Annotated in this window: 12 protein-coding genes; 6 read left to right on the top strand and 6 right to left on the bottom strand. The window is 46.0% G+C overall.

Going from position 1 to position 14,680, the window contains the following annotated elements; translation table 11 throughout:
- The first annotated feature begins 11 nt into the window (after positions 1 to 11).
- From CA600_RS25020 to CA600_RS25005, 4 genes are all read left to right on the top strand, one after another.
- Positions 12 to 956, top strand: a complete 945-nt coding sequence (locus CA600_RS25020) for an ATP-binding cassette domain-containing protein (protein WP_094873784.1) — start codon at positions 12 to 14, stop codon at positions 954 to 956.
- Complete coding sequence (locus tag CA600_RS25015) at positions 953 to 1,717, top strand: ABC transporter permease (protein WP_094873782.1); 765 nt, start codon at positions 953 to 955, stop codon at positions 1,715 to 1,717. Before CA600_RS25020 ends, CA600_RS25015 begins: the two co-directional genes overlap by 4 nt.
- 234 nt (positions 1,718 to 1,951) lie before the next feature.
- A complete protein-coding gene (locus CA600_RS25010) occupies positions 1,952 to 3,211 on the top strand; it encodes an MFS transporter (protein WP_094873780.1) in 1,260 nt (419 codons plus the stop codon).
- A 52-nt stretch (positions 3,212 to 3,263) separates the two neighbouring features.
- On the top strand, positions 3,264 to 3,449 hold the full coding sequence (locus CA600_RS25005; RefSeq protein ID WP_094873778.1) for a hypothetical protein: 186 nt from the start codon (positions 3,264 to 3,266) through the stop codon (positions 3,447 to 3,449).
- A 23-nt stretch (positions 3,450 to 3,472) separates the two neighbouring features.
- On the opposite strand, the gene CA600_RS25000 is transcribed toward CA600_RS25005, so the two are convergent.
- Positions 3,473 to 5,749: a preprotein translocase subunit SecA gene (locus tag CA600_RS25000; RefSeq protein ID WP_094873776.1), complete on the bottom strand. Its 2,277-nt coding sequence runs from the start codon at positions 5,747 to 5,749 to the stop codon at positions 3,473 to 3,475.
- Positions 5,750 to 6,084: 335 nt separating this feature from the next.
- Between CA600_RS25000 and CA600_RS24995 the strand changes: the two genes are divergently transcribed.
- Positions 6,085 to 7,095 carry a phosphotransferase gene (locus CA600_RS24995; RefSeq protein WP_094873774.1) on the top strand — a complete coding sequence of 337 codons (1,011 nt, stop codon included), beginning with the start codon at positions 6,085 to 6,087 and terminating at the stop codon, positions 7,093 to 7,095.
- On the opposite strand, the gene CA600_RS24990 is transcribed toward CA600_RS24995, so the two are convergent.
- The 5 genes from CA600_RS24990 to CA600_RS24970 form a co-directional block, all read right to left on the bottom strand.
- Positions 7,090 to 8,478, bottom strand: a complete 1,389-nt coding sequence (locus tag CA600_RS24990; protein ID WP_094873772.1) for a cryptochrome/photolyase family protein — start codon at positions 8,476 to 8,478, stop codon at positions 7,090 to 7,092. The genes CA600_RS24995 and CA600_RS24990 overlap by 6 nt on opposite strands.
- Before the next feature lie 272 nt (positions 8,479 to 8,750).
- The gene (locus tag CA600_RS24985) at positions 8,751 to 9,833 is read right to left on the bottom strand and encodes a hypothetical protein (RefSeq protein WP_094873771.1); all 1,083 of its coding nucleotides are present in this window, start codon (positions 9,831 to 9,833) and stop codon (positions 8,751 to 8,753) included.
- 57 nt (positions 9,834 to 9,890) lie between these two features.
- The gene (locus CA600_RS24980) at positions 9,891 to 11,294 is read right to left on the bottom strand and encodes a sensor histidine kinase (protein ID WP_094873770.1); all 1,404 of its coding nucleotides are present in this window, start codon (positions 11,292 to 11,294) and stop codon (positions 9,891 to 9,893) included.
- Positions 11,295 to 11,296: 2 nt separating this feature from the next.
- A complete protein-coding gene (locus CA600_RS24975; RefSeq protein WP_094873769.1) occupies positions 11,297 to 11,956 on the bottom strand; it encodes a response regulator transcription factor in 660 nt (219 codons plus the stop codon).
- Positions 11,957 to 12,449: 493 nt separating this feature from the next.
- Positions 12,450 to 12,707, bottom strand: coding sequence for a hypothetical protein (locus CA600_RS24970; RefSeq protein WP_094873768.1), 258 nt, complete (start codon positions 12,705 to 12,707; stop codon positions 12,450 to 12,452).
- Positions 12,708 to 13,776: 1,069 nt separating this feature from the next.
- Between CA600_RS24970 and CA600_RS24965 the strand changes: the two genes are divergently transcribed.
- The gene (locus CA600_RS24965; protein WP_094873766.1) at positions 13,777 to 14,460 is read left to right on the top strand and encodes a hypothetical protein; all 684 of its coding nucleotides are present in this window, start codon (positions 13,777 to 13,779) and stop codon (positions 14,458 to 14,460) included.
- Positions 14,461 to 14,680: the final 220 nt, after the last annotated feature.

Here is a 14,680-nt window from a genome sequence, read left to right as displayed (position 1 = left end):
GGGGGATTAGGATGACATCGAACAATTGGGCGATTGAAGTAATAGGCCTCAAAAAATCATATAAGAACGTGGATGTGTTGCGTGGGGTGGACTTCACCGTTCAGAAGGGTTCAACTTTTGCTCTTCTAGGGTCCAACGGTGCGGGTAAAACTACGATGATCAAAATTCTTGCCACCCTGCTCCAGCCCGACAACGGAAGCGCAAAGATTAATGGAGACGACGTAACTAAGCAACCGGAGCAAGTACGTAAGGAGATCAGCCTGACAGGACAAAGCGTCACAGCAGACTATATCCTGACCGGACGCGAGAATCTGCGAATGATGGCCAAACTCCGCCATTTGCCCGATCCTGACAAACAAGCCGAGGAGTTATTGCGTCGTTTTGACTTACTCGATGCCGCCGATCGCCGAATCTCCACGTATTCCGGAGGGATGTGTCGGCGCTTGGATTTGGCTATGAGCTTATTGGGTAACCCTTCGGTCATTTTTCTCGATGAGCCGACCACCGGACTTGACCCGCAAGCGCGTCTTGCTATGTGGGATATGATTAAGGATTTAGCGAGATCAGGTGTCACTGTTTTTCTAACAACGCAGTATTTAGAGGAAGCTGACCATCTAGCCGATCAAATCGCGATCTTACACGAAGGTCATATCGTGGCAAGCGGCAGTCCCGCGGAGCTTAAAAATAGATTGCCTAAGGGTCATATCGAGCTTCGATTCGACAATGAAACAATGCTAAATCAAGCACAAGATCTGTTAAAGGAATTTAACGCGACGGCAGATTCGAACAATCTCACGCTCACCGTCATTACAGACGGAAGTACGAGACAGATGATGCGCCTGCTAACAAAAGCAGCGGAAGCTGACATAGAAATTGCCGAGTTTGCCCAGAAACTGCCCTCGCTTGAGGATGTTTTTCTCGCGATCGTCACTAGCAAAAAGGAGGACTCCCGATGAAATTCATTCATTTTCTAGGCGATACCGCCGTCATGAGTGGGCGTGTCATTCGCCATTCCACACGTAGCATCGACACGATTATTACCGTTATCGCTATGCCGATCATGATCATGCTGCTCTTTGTTTACATATTTGGCGGAGCGATGAACACTGGTGATGTAAGTTATATCAATTATATTGTGCCCGGAATATTGCTCTTTTGCATTGCTAGTGGCGTGGCTTATTCTTCTCTTCGTATCAATAACGATCTCACGAAAGGCATATTTGAGCGTTTTCACTCCATGCCGATCGCAAAAGCCTCTATTCTAGGCGGTCATGTGGTTGCTTCATTAGTTTTTAACGTCATTTCATTGCTCGCCATTTTCCTTGTTGCCTTCGGAATGGGATTTCGGCCGAAAGCGGATGTGCTCGGTTGGATATTAGCCATTGGTATTTTGCTGCTTAGTATCCTTGCGTTTACTTGGATTGCCGTCACCTTCGGCTTGCTTGCTAAATCATTCGAAGGAGCCGGAGTGTTTTCTTACATTTTGATGTTACTTTTATTCGTTAGTTCTGCCTTTGCGCCGACTGACAGCATGCCTTCGGCTATCCGCGTATTCGCAGAATATCAGCCCATGACACCGCTTATTGAGAGCATTCGTTCTCTTTTACTCGGAGGAACGGCAGATAAAACTACGCTTGTGGCGGTATTATGGAGTTTAGCAATACTTGGGTTTTTCTGGGCTTCCGCTATGCGAGTGTATAAACGGAGAATGAAATAGACGTATAAAAGAGCCGGTGGCTTCTCGAAAGAGGGGGATACCGGCTCTTTGTGTGCACAGGCTAATTTTAAGATGCTGGCTGAATGGTGGGGTGAATATTTCTGTGCTATTCTTGAAATGTGATTTATATAAAATTTTTGTACATAGAATTAGTAGTACCGGATTTGGTGATTATTTTCAATAAGCGAATGGGGAATGAATGATATTTTTAAAAAAATGGGGGAGTAAGTTATAGTGATACCAAACGAAGCACAAAACAAAAAACATTGGAAACGCGATATAATTATCTTTCTAAGTAGCCAAACATTGTCGTTATTCGGTTCTGCGTTAGTTCAATATGCAATTATGTGGTACGTTACGCTGACGACAAAATCAGGTATGATGATGACATTATTTATTATTTGTGGATTCATTCCTACCTTTTTATTATCACCTTTTGCAGGTGTATGGGCGGACCGTTTCAACCGGAAATATCTTATTATCATAGCAGACGCCATGATCGCCTTTGTCACACTGATTTTAGCCATTACATTTTTGCTTGGTTATGATGAAATATGGTTGTTGTTCGCCATTGCTGCAGTTCGTGCACTCGGAGCTGGAATTCAGTCGCCTGCAGTTGGGGCAATATTACCTCAAATCGTGCCAGAGGATAAGCTGACGAAGGTAAATGGGATCAATGGAAGTCTTCAAGCGCTTATGATGTTTGTTGCACCGATCGTAAGTGCGTCACTGCTTGCTATGGCAACCATCGAGGTTATTTTCTTTATCGATGTTGTCACAGCGGCGATAGCAATCTTTACATTATCTTTCTTTTTGAAAATACCGTTGCATATAAAAGCGACTGATAAACAAACGACAAGCTATTTGGACGATTTTAAACAGGGTTTAAGTTATATTAAAAACCACAGCTTTCTCAAAACTTTTTTCATTTTTTTCGCCTTTTTCTTCGTATTGATGGCACCGGCAGCATTTTTAACACCGCTACAAGTGACACGCAGCTTTGGAGATGATTATTGGCGTTTAACTGCCATTGAAATTGCTTTTTCTATCGGTATGATGGCTGGCGGAGCTATTATTGCCTCATGGGGCGGCTTTCGAAACAAAGTATATACAATGACTTTTGCTAGCTTAATTATGGGTGTATGTACATTAGCTTTGGGTATTGTACCTGTTTTTTGGATCTACTTGGCTATGATGGCTGTATTCGGCGTAGCTATGCCCGTCTTTAATACGCCGACAACTGTAATGCTACAAGAGAAGGTAGATCCGGATTACATGGGGCGCATATTTGGAGTGTTCGGAATGATATCGACTTCCATGATGCCCATTGGAATGCTGATATTCGGTCCGCTTGCAGATATTATTGAGATTGAATGGCTCCTAATTGGAACAGGATTTTTTATTGTAATACTGTCCATTTTTTTCATACGTAACAAGCGTTTGGTTGAGGCCGGGATGCCGTTAATAAAGGAAGCATCACAAGAGCAGGAGTAGGCTGTACCTGCGAGAATAAGGCGAACATGTGTAAATAAAAAGGAGACCGACAATGACTTATTCACAGATGTGGAACAACGCAGAAAATGAAGCTGAAATTCTCTATTTGGAACAGCAGATTGTGGCCATCAAAAAAGAGATAAAACGAGCAAAAACCGCAGGACAACAGGAGATATTGGATCAAGCGAATAGCAAGCTGGCTGAATTGGAAGCGAAGCTGGATGAGCTAGAGGAGTAGAAGCTAACCGCCCCTTCGTGGCATCAATATTTTGATAGCTTGAATATCGGCCTCGCAACCGTGCGAAGCCAATAAGCAAATACGGTCGTTCCGGTCCATGAGTTTCGCTTATTCTGTAGGTATTGATCGTTGATTATATAAGTCCGTGTGGAAGCGGGGCTTTTCAGACCGAACTTTTCCCACTCTGCCGGATCATTCGAACCTCCAAGCTTTTCAAGCATATTTTCCGACGCGATATTTATTTTAGAAGGAATTTGCTCGTAGGCTTCAGTGATTTGCGCATGAAATTCGTCGATAGGATTGCGGCTGGCAAGGCTCTCCAAGTGAATGCCTTCGCGAAGGTAAGAAACGTATGCAAGATGGTCAGCCCAGAATTCGTCGATATAAAAAAGCCGTACCCGCTGCTCCGCTGGACTCAACGGCTGCTCACCTTTCAAAATTCGGAGCCGCTCCGCGTATAGAATTCGCCTCTGATCCTCCACCATATCCGAATAACAATTCAGTTCCTTGTGGATATCGAAGTTTTGGCCCATAACAATACGCTGAGTACTGGTGATCTTGCTGCTGAGCGCCGTCTCTTCAAGCGCCTCATCCTGCCTGAGAGCGCGATCCGTTTTATGGATGCCGAAGCGAAGCAGTAACTCATCCTCCAAGCTTACATAAAAAACGGAAGCTCCAGGGTCACCTTGGCGGCCGGAACGTCCGCGCAACTGGTCATCGATCCGTACGCTTTCGTTCACATGGGTGCCAATCACGTACAACCCGCCCAGTTTAGCGACAGCTTCGGCTTGCGTGGGGTTGCCGCCACCGAGCCGGATGTCAACGCCGCGTCCCGCCATATTCGTAGACACCGTCACGGCACCGATTTCCCCTGCTTTGGCGATGATGTCGGCTTCTTCCGCGTCGTTTTTCGCATTCAGAACATGACAAGGTACGCCATTAGCCGCTAGCGCCTCTGCCAGTATGGCAGACTCCTCGACGCTTGACGTACCAATGAGAATTGGACGCCCCGTCCTGTGGACCGAGGAAATATCTTGAACGAGTGCCTTAAGCTTGGCTTCTTTATGGTTATAAATCCGGTGCGGATGGTCGATCCGGATGTTTGAACGGTTCGGCGGGATTTGTACGACCTCCAGCGCATAAATATCTTTGAACTCCATTGCGGAAGCATGCGCGGTAGCCGTCATTCCGCAAATCTGCGGATACAGGCTGATAAAGTGTTGAATGGTGATCGTCCCGAGAATTTGTCCACTGGCTGTGGAGGACAGCCCCTCTTTAGCCGTAAGCGCGGCTTGCAGCCCGTCCGGCAAATACCGGTTCTCCGCCACTCGGCCGGTATATTCTTCGATCAGCTCGATTTTTCCGTCCCGGACGATATAATCGACGTCTTTCTTTAATAATGATTCCACATGCAGCGCGCAATTTAATGAAGTCAGCAAGTGGCTGTTATGGCTATCGTACAAATTGCCGCATCCCAGCAGCGATTCCGCTTGCGCAGCGCCTGTTTCATTTAAGTAAACGTTCCGCTGGAACTCGTCGAAGTCGTAATGCTCATCTCGCTTGAGCTGCCGAGCCACTTCTGCGAAACGAAAGCCATCGCTCCTGGAAGAGGGGGAATCGCCGCTGATGACTAGGGGCACCCGTGCTTCGTCGAGAAGCAGCGAATCCGCTTCGTCGACGATGACATAGTGGAAAGGACGATGTACGGTATCGGCTTCGTTTAATGCAATGGTATCACGCAAGTAATCGAATCCCGCTTCTTTGGCCGTAACATAGGTTATATCCTTGGCGTATGCTTCCTGTTTCTCGGACAGGCTCATGCCCGCTTGAACCGAGTGTACCGTTAATCCGAGGAAACGATAGATCGGGCCCATCCATTCCGCATCCCGCTTTGCTAAATAATCGTTAAAAGTCAGCACATGAATACCTTTGCCAGTCAGTGCATTTAGATATGCAGGCATAACAGCAGAAAGTGTTTTTCCTTCACCGGTATGCTGCTCGATCAAGAATCTCTCGTGCAGAGCGATGGCAGCCATGATCTGGACGTCGTAAGGATTTAATCCAAGCTTTCTCTTCGCTACCTCGCAAACTAACGCATAAGCAGCAATAAGCAGCTCATCCAAAGGTGTACCTGATTTTGCTTTTTTTTGTAACCGGAGGGATTCCGCTTGAAGCTGCCCATCGTCCCATTCTTCCAAATTCCGTTTTCTGATGAGCTCCACTTTGTCCTGATAAACTTTCAGCTTATTCTGGGTATCGCGGTCTTTGAATTTTTGCATCAATTTGACAGCTATATTCATAGAAATCTGAGCTCCCCTCGGTAGAAATACGCTTAGTTTTGAACAATATTTGCGCTGATCAGTTGATTAAGATGTCCTTGGATTCAATCTACCAAAATATTCTATTAAATGCAATTTGGACAAATCATGACTAGCATAATGTAAAATTTAAAACTCTAAGCATTCATCGCCATCTTATTTAAGTTGTTATTAGGTGGATGATTTCAATTCTCTAGCGGAAAAGTACAAGAGGTGCATACAGGCTCCTAAATCCGATTTAGGGGATTTGACACAGGCATACGCTGCTTTTACAATTGCCTATGAGTTGATAGACTTATGAGAGAGAGGCATACGCTGTGGAAACTATAGTAAGTCATGCTTGGCCAGAATGGAGTGGAACGCTACGGAAGCGGAGCGGGGGTTGGAACAACACTACTTATTTTGTGGAAAATAACGGGAAACGCGCGGTCCTTCGAATATATGATACACATAAGGACAGAAACAAGATTGAGTTCGAGCATGCTGTGCTGGAGCAGCTTGGAACACGAGCTTTGCCTTTCAACGTACCTCTTCCCATTCTAACGACTACCGGTGAAACTATGATTCAGTTAAGGGAGAGTGGCAAATTCGCCTGCTTGTTCCGATATATCGATGGTGATTCACCTGTGGAGGAAGAGGTTTCCTACCTAGAATCCTTTGGAGCGGTGACTGGAGTTTTATCAGAAGTTCTATCAGTTATTGATCCCGGCCTTACTCCGGTGTACCGGCCATATTATGAATTGCGGACGTCTTATCCGTTATGCAGTCCGGAGGTGATCCGGGAGCTGTGCCTGAATCCGCCGGAACCTTTTAAGGATCTGGGAGATGAGCTATTGATGCTCTCCAGAGCTTATGAAGATATTACAGGTTCGCTGAATGAACTGGAGGGACTGCCACACCAACTAGTGCACGGTGACTTGAATGCCTCTAATCTCTTGGTTCATTCAGAAGACCCGGGGCAGGTGTCCTCGCTGCTTGATTTTGAGTTCTGTACCTATGATTTGCGGGTCATGGAGCCAGCAGTTATTCTATCTGGGCTGCTTGGGCATGTGGAGGAGAAGAAGATGATTCGTGATTTCTGCCGGGGCTTCAGCCGCAGTATCCGCCTCACCCCAGCCGAAATCAGCACCATTCCAGTGCTGATGCTGCTGAGAAAAATCGATGTCTTTCTTCATTTTGTCACCCGTTATCTGGAGGGTACCGATGAAACCCGGGTACTGCATGAGCAGACAAAGCTGCTGTCCGCAGATTTAATCCAGCTGTCTGCAGGAACAGCAGAAATTCTAGTGATATTGCAAGAAGAGCAGGGAAGTGCAAGCAGGCTATAGCTCACTTCCGCTATTAGGTTGCACCGCCGCTCCTTTGCTGTTCAGGATTTCTTTATACACCTCAATCGCCAGCGCCCGTGACTGCTTAAGATCAACGATAGCATTGGGTCTAGGCAGGTGGATAGCTTTATCGGACAAATCCGCAAGCTCCGGCAGCCAGGTGCGTATATAATCTCCGCTCGGGTCATGAGTCTGAGACTGGGTTACCGGATTCATGACCCTGAAGTAAGGGGAGGCATCGAATCCGAGCGAGGAGCTCCACAGCCAGCCGCCACGGTTCAGTACATTATCATAATCGCTCAGCTTCAGCCGGAAGTAACGCTCCCCGTAAATAAATGGACAGCCCAGATTTTTGGTAAGAAACATTGCGGTAATCATCCGCAGCCGGTTCGGCATCCATCCGGTTGTGTTCAGTTGGGTCATGGCGGCATCGATTACCGGAATGCCAGTTCTTCCCAAAGACCAGGCCTCAAAGTATTTCGTACCAAGAATGCTCAAATCATACACCTTCTCATAACGGAAGAAATCTGCATCCAGCCGGGCCTGATACAGATAGAAATCCCGCCAGGCCAGCTGTCGCAACCATTCTTCGCCGTCGGTATCTTCTTCCGCCAGCCGAGTATACACAGTACGTGCTGAAAGGGTACCCGTATTGAGGTGCCGGCTGATCCGGCTGGTGCCCTCCTGTGCATATCTGTCACGGCTCACAAGATAATCCTGTAAATGCAAGTTTATAAATTGCTCAAGCGTATCGTTTACATCCATCTTCTTTCCTGAGGGTGCTAACTCTTTAAGCTGAAGTGTAATCTCCTCTGGAATCTTGAAATCTTCAACAATCCTTTCGTCCAGCGTGGACGTTGACAGCTGAGCCAAGGTCGAAGAATAGGGCGGACGAAACCGCTCTGTCATATAGCTGCGCCAGCGGCGGTAGAACGGTGTGAATACCTTGAAGGGTTCTCGCCGCCCGCACCAATCCATGAAATCTTCCAGATCGCAGAGCATGCTGTCGTGATAAATTTTGAAACGGATGCCGAGTGCAGATGACGTATCGTGCAGGCTCATATCTCTTTGTAAGGCATAGGGGGTGTAATCGGCGTGAACCATCAATTCCTGAATGGGGTAGGTTTCGTTCAGCCTCTTAACAATAATATCAGGTGCGCCATAAAGAATATGTAGCTGCTTGCCTTCAGTGGCGTACTCCTGCTGAAGTCTTGAGACCTGCGTCAGGAAGTTTACCCCGCTATGCTCAAGATAGCGTTGTTTGCGCAGCAGGAAGGGTTCCAGAATCAACACATGAAGGCTGCGAGAGCCAGAAGAACGTATGGCCTCAAAGGCTGGAAGATCACTAGTCCGAAGATCCTTGCGGTGAATGAAGAGAATCATTAAAAGTATTTCCTTTCTGTTATCTGAGAGAATAAACCGCTTGTCCATAATACGATAGATTTAAAGTTTTGGCGATGAACTGTCCCTACTGGAAGAATTGGAGTCAGGAGATTCGGATCATGGGCATTGCATTCACTCTGGAAAGTGTTATAACCATGATATACACCATAACTTAAGCACAAAAAGCCCGCGCCAAGACGCAGACTCTTTATGTTTATTCTTCCCCAATGGCTATGGGATTCCCCTTTACGAGAGGAACCGCTAGGATGATCTTATTTGGCAGCTTCTTCATAGAGGAGGCAACGAAGACTCTTATCCGGGTAGCGCAACTCTGCAATATAGCTGCTACCGTCTTCGAGTAAAAGTTTGACGTCTACCATACCGCGACTATTATTTTTGTCGGTATCTATCAGGTATGCCATAGTGATTTTTCGGGTCTCTCCTTGTTTGTCTGTTACTATTTTTGTAGCCTCGTGAATCCAGGTCGCGTCCTTTTCAATGGCCTTGGCAGCTTCAGCACTGATCGGAGTTCTTTTCAGAGTGAAATTAGCGGCAGTCGTATCTACTACCGTCCGGGTAGGATAATCAACGATTACGGTATATTGCCAGAATTCCTTACCCTGTGCTCTTAAGGTGTCCGCTTTATAAGGATCGAATGTAATCATCCATGATTTTCCATTAAACAATAATATTTCGTTTAAATTGGCGTATACTTCCAGTTTGGAGACGTCAGCACCAAATAGCTTCTTTACACTTGTAGTGGCAAGGGCGACGGCATCGGTCTGACTCAAATCTTTGGAGTCCAGCGGAGTTACAATGTTCCGTTTGGACATGGCATAGTTCATCCGGTAGTGCCAGTCAGTAGTTTCTAAGAGTTCCTCGTCAGTCAATGGTCGATTCGGATAAACGATCCTGTTTTTGTCCAAGTCCCAATAATGCTCTGCTTGTCCCGGCTTTAGCGGAAGTGGCTGCTTGGGACGGAGACCGTCATACAAATACTGGTCTTGCAATATCAGCCTCCGGTTCATTTCATCCTCGGTCATCGGCCTGCTCTCGGTGATCTCATTATCAGGCTTGTCCGCAAAATCATAAATTTGCTGCAATTCTTCTTGAGTCATCAACTGCTGCAGCTCTTTGTTCAGGTCGGATAACGTAGTTTTTACTTTTTCTGCTTCTACCTTTAATACAGGCGTCTTGCTGCTGCTCAAGATCTGCTTGCCCGTGTCCTGCACGACAGGAATGCTCTTGGCAACGCTGGTATTCACAAATCCTGGGACAATCATTGCGCTAACCACCAGTACGCTTCCAGAGAACAAGAGCACTGTGAGTGTAGTGGAAATCTTTCTGATGTTCATTAACTTAACCTCCATTAGGATTGGATGATGAATCTACCTAACCTTAATCCAAAGATGTTATAGAGTAGGAGGGCAGTTGTTATGAAGTTGTAAAAAGATACGCACGCAAGTCCCCATGCCAAGATCAGAGTCTAATGTTAACCTGGCCTGATGTGCTTCGGCAATTTGCCGGCATAAGGACAATCCCAGGCCTGCTCCGCCGTACTCGCGTGAACGCGCCTGGTCTCCCCGGTAGAACGGTTCAAATACACGGTTGGTTTGTTCTGCCGAGAGTCCGGCTCCTGTATCGCGGATTTCCAGCACAGCTTCTCCATTCAGCTCATAGGCCAGCATTTGGATCTCGCTACCCCGCTTGGAAGCATGAATCGCATTTTCAATTAGATTGACTAAACAAGAAGCCAGCAAATCTGCGTCTCCCCAAACAGTAGTGATCCTTTGGTGGACATGAAGTTGTATGTCTGCATCCTCTAATTTTGGGCGTTCCGTCTGTTGGACTGTTTGAAACAGTTCCGGAATGTCCACCTGCCGGAGTGCCAGCGGCTGATGCCGGAGGACAGACAAATCCAGCAGTTTGAAGGCCAAATTCTTGAGACGGAGGGTTTCGCTAAGAATATATCCGCCCGCCGTTTGCTGTTCTTCCTGGCCGATGTTGGCCGTGGTCAGAAATTCGGCGAACCCCTGCATACTGGTCAAAGGCGTGCGCAATTCATGGGCTAAATTATCCACCATCCGCTGTTTCTCTTCAGCCATCTCCGAGAGTTCGGTGACTCGCTGCTCCACAGCCTCTGCCATCCGGTTGAAGTTCAGGGCCAGTTCGCCAAATTCATCTCTACTGCGCAGCTGCACCCGTTTCGTATAGTCGCCTTCGGCGATCGTTTTGCTGGTCTCGGACAGGAGATTCAGCGGCTTACTTAGCTGCCGGATCAGCAGATACAACAGTAGCAGCAGAATTGGACCCGCAATCAAGTTAATCATTACAAAAAAGCGGTTCAGCTCCTGTTGTTTGGCGAAGAGCTCGCTGATATCACGCTGATAGACAAGCCGCATATGCTGGTAAGGAACAGGAAGCGGTGTGGAGAGCTGAATAGACCGAGCGCCTAAGGCTTCAGGCTCGCCGCTATTTCCCGAGCTTTGCTCCATGATGTTTTCATTTTGGGGAGGATAAATCATCAAGCCGTTCTCCCAGAGCTGCAAATAAATACCCTGCTTACGGTAGTAATCACCATAGGATTGGGAGACGCTGGCCAGGAGAATGGGAGTCAATGGGTTACCCCGTGCCTGAATAGAACTAAGGTTCTCATAGATATTGTTGACGATCAACAATTGTTCACTGGAGGCTCTCTGCGTCTCGCTATCTATGTTGAGCTGCCAGCTTTTCTTCATCACCATAATCACACTTACATCCAGGGTGATGACGAAGAGGGGGAGCACCGACAGTAGAATTTTATGCCAGAATCTCATGATTAACTCTGAACTTCCAGGCGATAGCCTAGTTTGAAAATGGTTTTGATCCGTTCTTCCCAGCCCAGTTTTTTGCGTAGCTGCCGGATGTGGACATCCACGGTGCGGGTGTCGCCTTCAAAATCATAGCCCCAGGCTAATTCCAGCAGCTTTTCCCTCGACAATGCAATGTTCCGGTTGCGGATTAATACCTCAAGCAGCTCGAATTCCCTAACGGTCAAATCAACTGGCGTCTGATCCACCAAAACCTGCCGTTCCAGATAACGCACCTCAACGTCATCGCAAATGAAGCTGGATGTGCCTTTTTCCCCCCTGCGCAGCACGACATTGATTCTTGCCAGCAGCTCAAGGATTTCAAATGGTTTAATGATATAATCATCCGCGCCCAGCTCGAAGCCTTTGATGCGGTCAGCTAAAGAATTTTTGGCGGTGATCAATATCACTGGAATCTGAAAATGTGCAATCCGCTGCATAACTTCAAAACCATCCAGCTCCGGAAGCATAACGTCCAGCAGAATCAAATCCGTCTTCTCACGCTCCAGAATTTCCAAAACCTCCGGTCCACGGTAAGCCTTGTTATATGTATGTCCTACCAGCTTCAGATTCATTGTTATTAAATCACTGATCGCTCGTTCATCTTCTACTACCAATATATTTGCCATTCCGTATTTCTCCTCCTGTTCCCTTGCTGACTGAATGCTACTTCCCGTTATACACTATATACAACTAAAGGAAGAATTGTCTAGAAGTTTGGTAGTTTTATCCAGGAATAACATCTATCAGAATAGAATAGTATGTGGTCAAAAAAGAAAAAATGAATCCATACATTGCGAAACGTTACCCTAACAGAATTAACAAACTGTTGATTTCAAACCCATCTAAGAGATTCCAATGTAAGGTATATAGGCCAACCAACTCCAGCACCGCCAGCACATTCGCAGTCGTGACGCGCAGGAGCTAGCTCTGTACGCTAATGGTTTACTTGGCACAGACAAGGTCAACGTCATAAAGCGATATCCCCAGTTTGCTGGATCATACGAACGTAAGGATTTAAGAGCGTTTGCTTCGGAGGCCGGAGGCAAACGGATTGAACGTAAAAAGCCGCCCAAATTTCCCGGGCAGCCTTTCATATTCTTACGCGTGCGTCTTTTGAGATCAAGCCGTTTGCGCCTCATGTTTGCGAGTAGTTACAGTGTCTTCTTTTTCCGTGGACCCGTTGTCCTGACGCTTAACTGCTTCCTCGTCTCGAACCCCATTCAATTCATGTTCGTTCTGATGAAATTCCTTGAGTATATTCTGGTAAATATGAGCCTCTTGAAGGTTCAGTCCGTCGCGATTTTCTTTCAAAACCCAGTTCTCGACCGTTTTCTTCAAGATTTCGCTCTTCCGTTCCAGCAGTTCCGTATAACTCAATTTACTTCATCCTTTCCGGTTCATGGTTTCAAACGCCGGATGGGCTTTTTTTACTTGTCAGTTCGTGCGTTTAGCATCACATCCGACGTAACGTTTACCATTATACAGAAAATCCTGGTCGAACCCAACGCGGACCAACCGTCATCAGATAGGGTGAGCACTACTCAGAATGGAACGGGAGTCCTCAGCGGAACGATTCGCAGAAGTGCGGCCGGATGCTCCGGGATGCTGACAGTTGCTTCTCTTTCATATAATCGTTTAACCAGATATCAAGCACGCGCTTTTAACTCTAATCTTCCTCAAGAGCAACCGTAATCCCCATACGAAACCCAATCACTCTAACTTATTTCATACAATTGAATTGTATATTTGTATATACAGCCTTCTCCAGCGCTAATACAGACGGGGGCGGCAAGCTGATTTAAATGGAAATAAAACCACGAAATAGGAAGTGGTAATTTATCCTATATAAAAATAATATTAATAGTGAAATTATTAAAATATAAATATAAATATAAATATAAATATAAAAGTAAATAGAATAGAGGGTGATAAAATTCTTTTTGGGTTTTTACTGGGCTTATTTATTTTATAATGATGCGGTTAGTAGGAGAAGGGTTATGCCTCCTGATAAATTTAATATAGGCTGGATTACTTTTCTGTCGCCGTTGGGAATTTCACTTTAATAATCTCTTAAATAATAGATCTACGGGATTTATAAGGGCAGTTTTAATATAATGCGATGCGATTTATTTGGAAAAGATCTCTGGAATTTACTAAGAAAATGAATTTTGTTTCATTTTCTGACCTGTTTTATTGATTTCAAACAAGAATTATTCACAAAAATAAATGACAGTACAGGTTCTGGATCGCCTCTCAAACCTTCTTTATAGCCTTGTTTTGAATGATCCTGCCAATTTCCTATTGTGCATTCTAATGATAATGTGGCACACTATGTATAGATAAAACCAAACGAGGCAAAGAATGCCCCGTCTCCTTTCCTTATGGAATAGAGGCGGGGTTTTTTATGATTAGAAATATATTTCGTTGCAGAGCGAGGGGATAGGTAATGGGTTTCGAGAGGGAGCATAAGGAATGGTTATGTAATCATCTCAAACAAAGGAAGGGAGAGCGGCTCGATGCACTTAAACGCGGTCATGGTTACGGAAACCGCTTGTTTGTCGAGCGGGTGTGGTGGCCTCTTGCCGGACATTTTCACGGATTACATCCAGAATATGAAGTTAAGGACTGGCGCGGCAGATCCTATTTTGTAGATATTTTGTGGGAGATCGGAGCCTCGCGTATTGCATTTGAGATCATGGACTATGGCTCACATGGAACGGATCGTAGCAAATACCGGATGGACTTGAACCGCGGGCTTTTTCTACAGTCTCAAGACTGCACGGTGCTCTATATCTCGCTGGATGAGCTAAAAGAAAATCCATCCTTCATTCTCTCCGCGCTGCGGAATATTCTCTTTTCTTATTTGTTAGCAGAAAAGTCTGCGAAGCCAACCGCTGAGAAAGCCTATTCCAGAATCGAGCGCGATCTTATGCGGGCAGCCATCCGGCACCATCGTTTCCTTCGCCCGGCTGATGCCGCGAGAGAGCTGGAACTGCACACGATGACGATCATTAAATACTGCCGTCAGCTGGTGGATAAGGGTAAATTTCGCCCGGTGGCAAGAGGTTCATCTCAGCGGATCATTTACTATGAATATATTGGTACGCTACAAAGTCCAGATTTGATTTAAAGATGAAAGCCGTCGTGAGAATGTGTATGAAAAATTGAATACAATGTGCCGACGGTAGGTAAATGAGTCAAATATATGCGAAAAATCGATCACAATGTGCCTCCGGCAAGTTGAAGGAGGCATGTGTATGCGAAAAAAAGAATACAATGTGCCACCGGTACCGTAAAGAAGGCAGATGTAGGCGAAAAACCGATCACAATGTGCCACCGGTACCGTAAAG

The organism is Paenibacillus sp. VTT E-133280 (genome assembly GCF_002264385.1).
GTDB lineage: Bacteria > Bacillota > Bacilli > Paenibacillales > Paenibacillaceae > Paenibacillus_AQ > Paenibacillus_AQ nitricinens.
Note: the sequence above shows the minus strand (reverse complement) of the source record. Positions and strands in the feature narration are given on the sequence as shown.

Bases quoted from the DNA above. Each gene is read 5' to 3' on its own strand.
- CA600_RS25015 (WP_094873782.1), top strand. From the start codon at position 953: ATGAAATTCATTCATTTTCTAGGCGATACCGCCGTCATGAGTGGGCGT.
- CA600_RS24985 (WP_094873771.1), bottom strand. From the start codon at position 9,833: ATGAACATCAGAAAGATTTCCACTACACTCACAGTGCTCTTGTTCTCT.
- CA600_RS24990 (WP_094873772.1), bottom strand. From the start codon at position 8,478: ATGATTCTCTTCATTCACCGCAAGGATCTTCGGACTAGTGATCTTCCA.
- CA600_RS24965 (WP_094873766.1), top strand. From the start codon at position 13,777: ATGGGTTTCGAGAGGGAGCATAAGGAATGGTTATGTAATCATCTCAAA.
- CA600_RS25020 (WP_094873784.1), top strand. From the start codon at position 12: ATGACATCGAACAATTGGGCGATTGAAGTAATAGGCCTCAAAAAATCA.
- CA600_RS24975 (WP_094873769.1), bottom strand. From the start codon at position 11,956: ATGGCAAATATATTGGTAGTAGAAGATGAACGAGCGATCAGTGATTTA.
- CA600_RS25000 (WP_094873776.1), bottom strand. From the start codon at position 5,749: ATGAATATAGCTGTCAAATTGATGCAAAAATTCAAAGACCGCGATACC.
- CA600_RS24980 (WP_094873770.1), bottom strand. From the start codon at position 11,294: ATGAGATTCTGGCATAAAATTCTACTGTCGGTGCTCCCCCTCTTCGTC.
- CA600_RS25005 (WP_094873778.1), top strand. From the start codon at position 3,264: ATGACTTATTCACAGATGTGGAACAACGCAGAAAATGAAGCTGAAATT.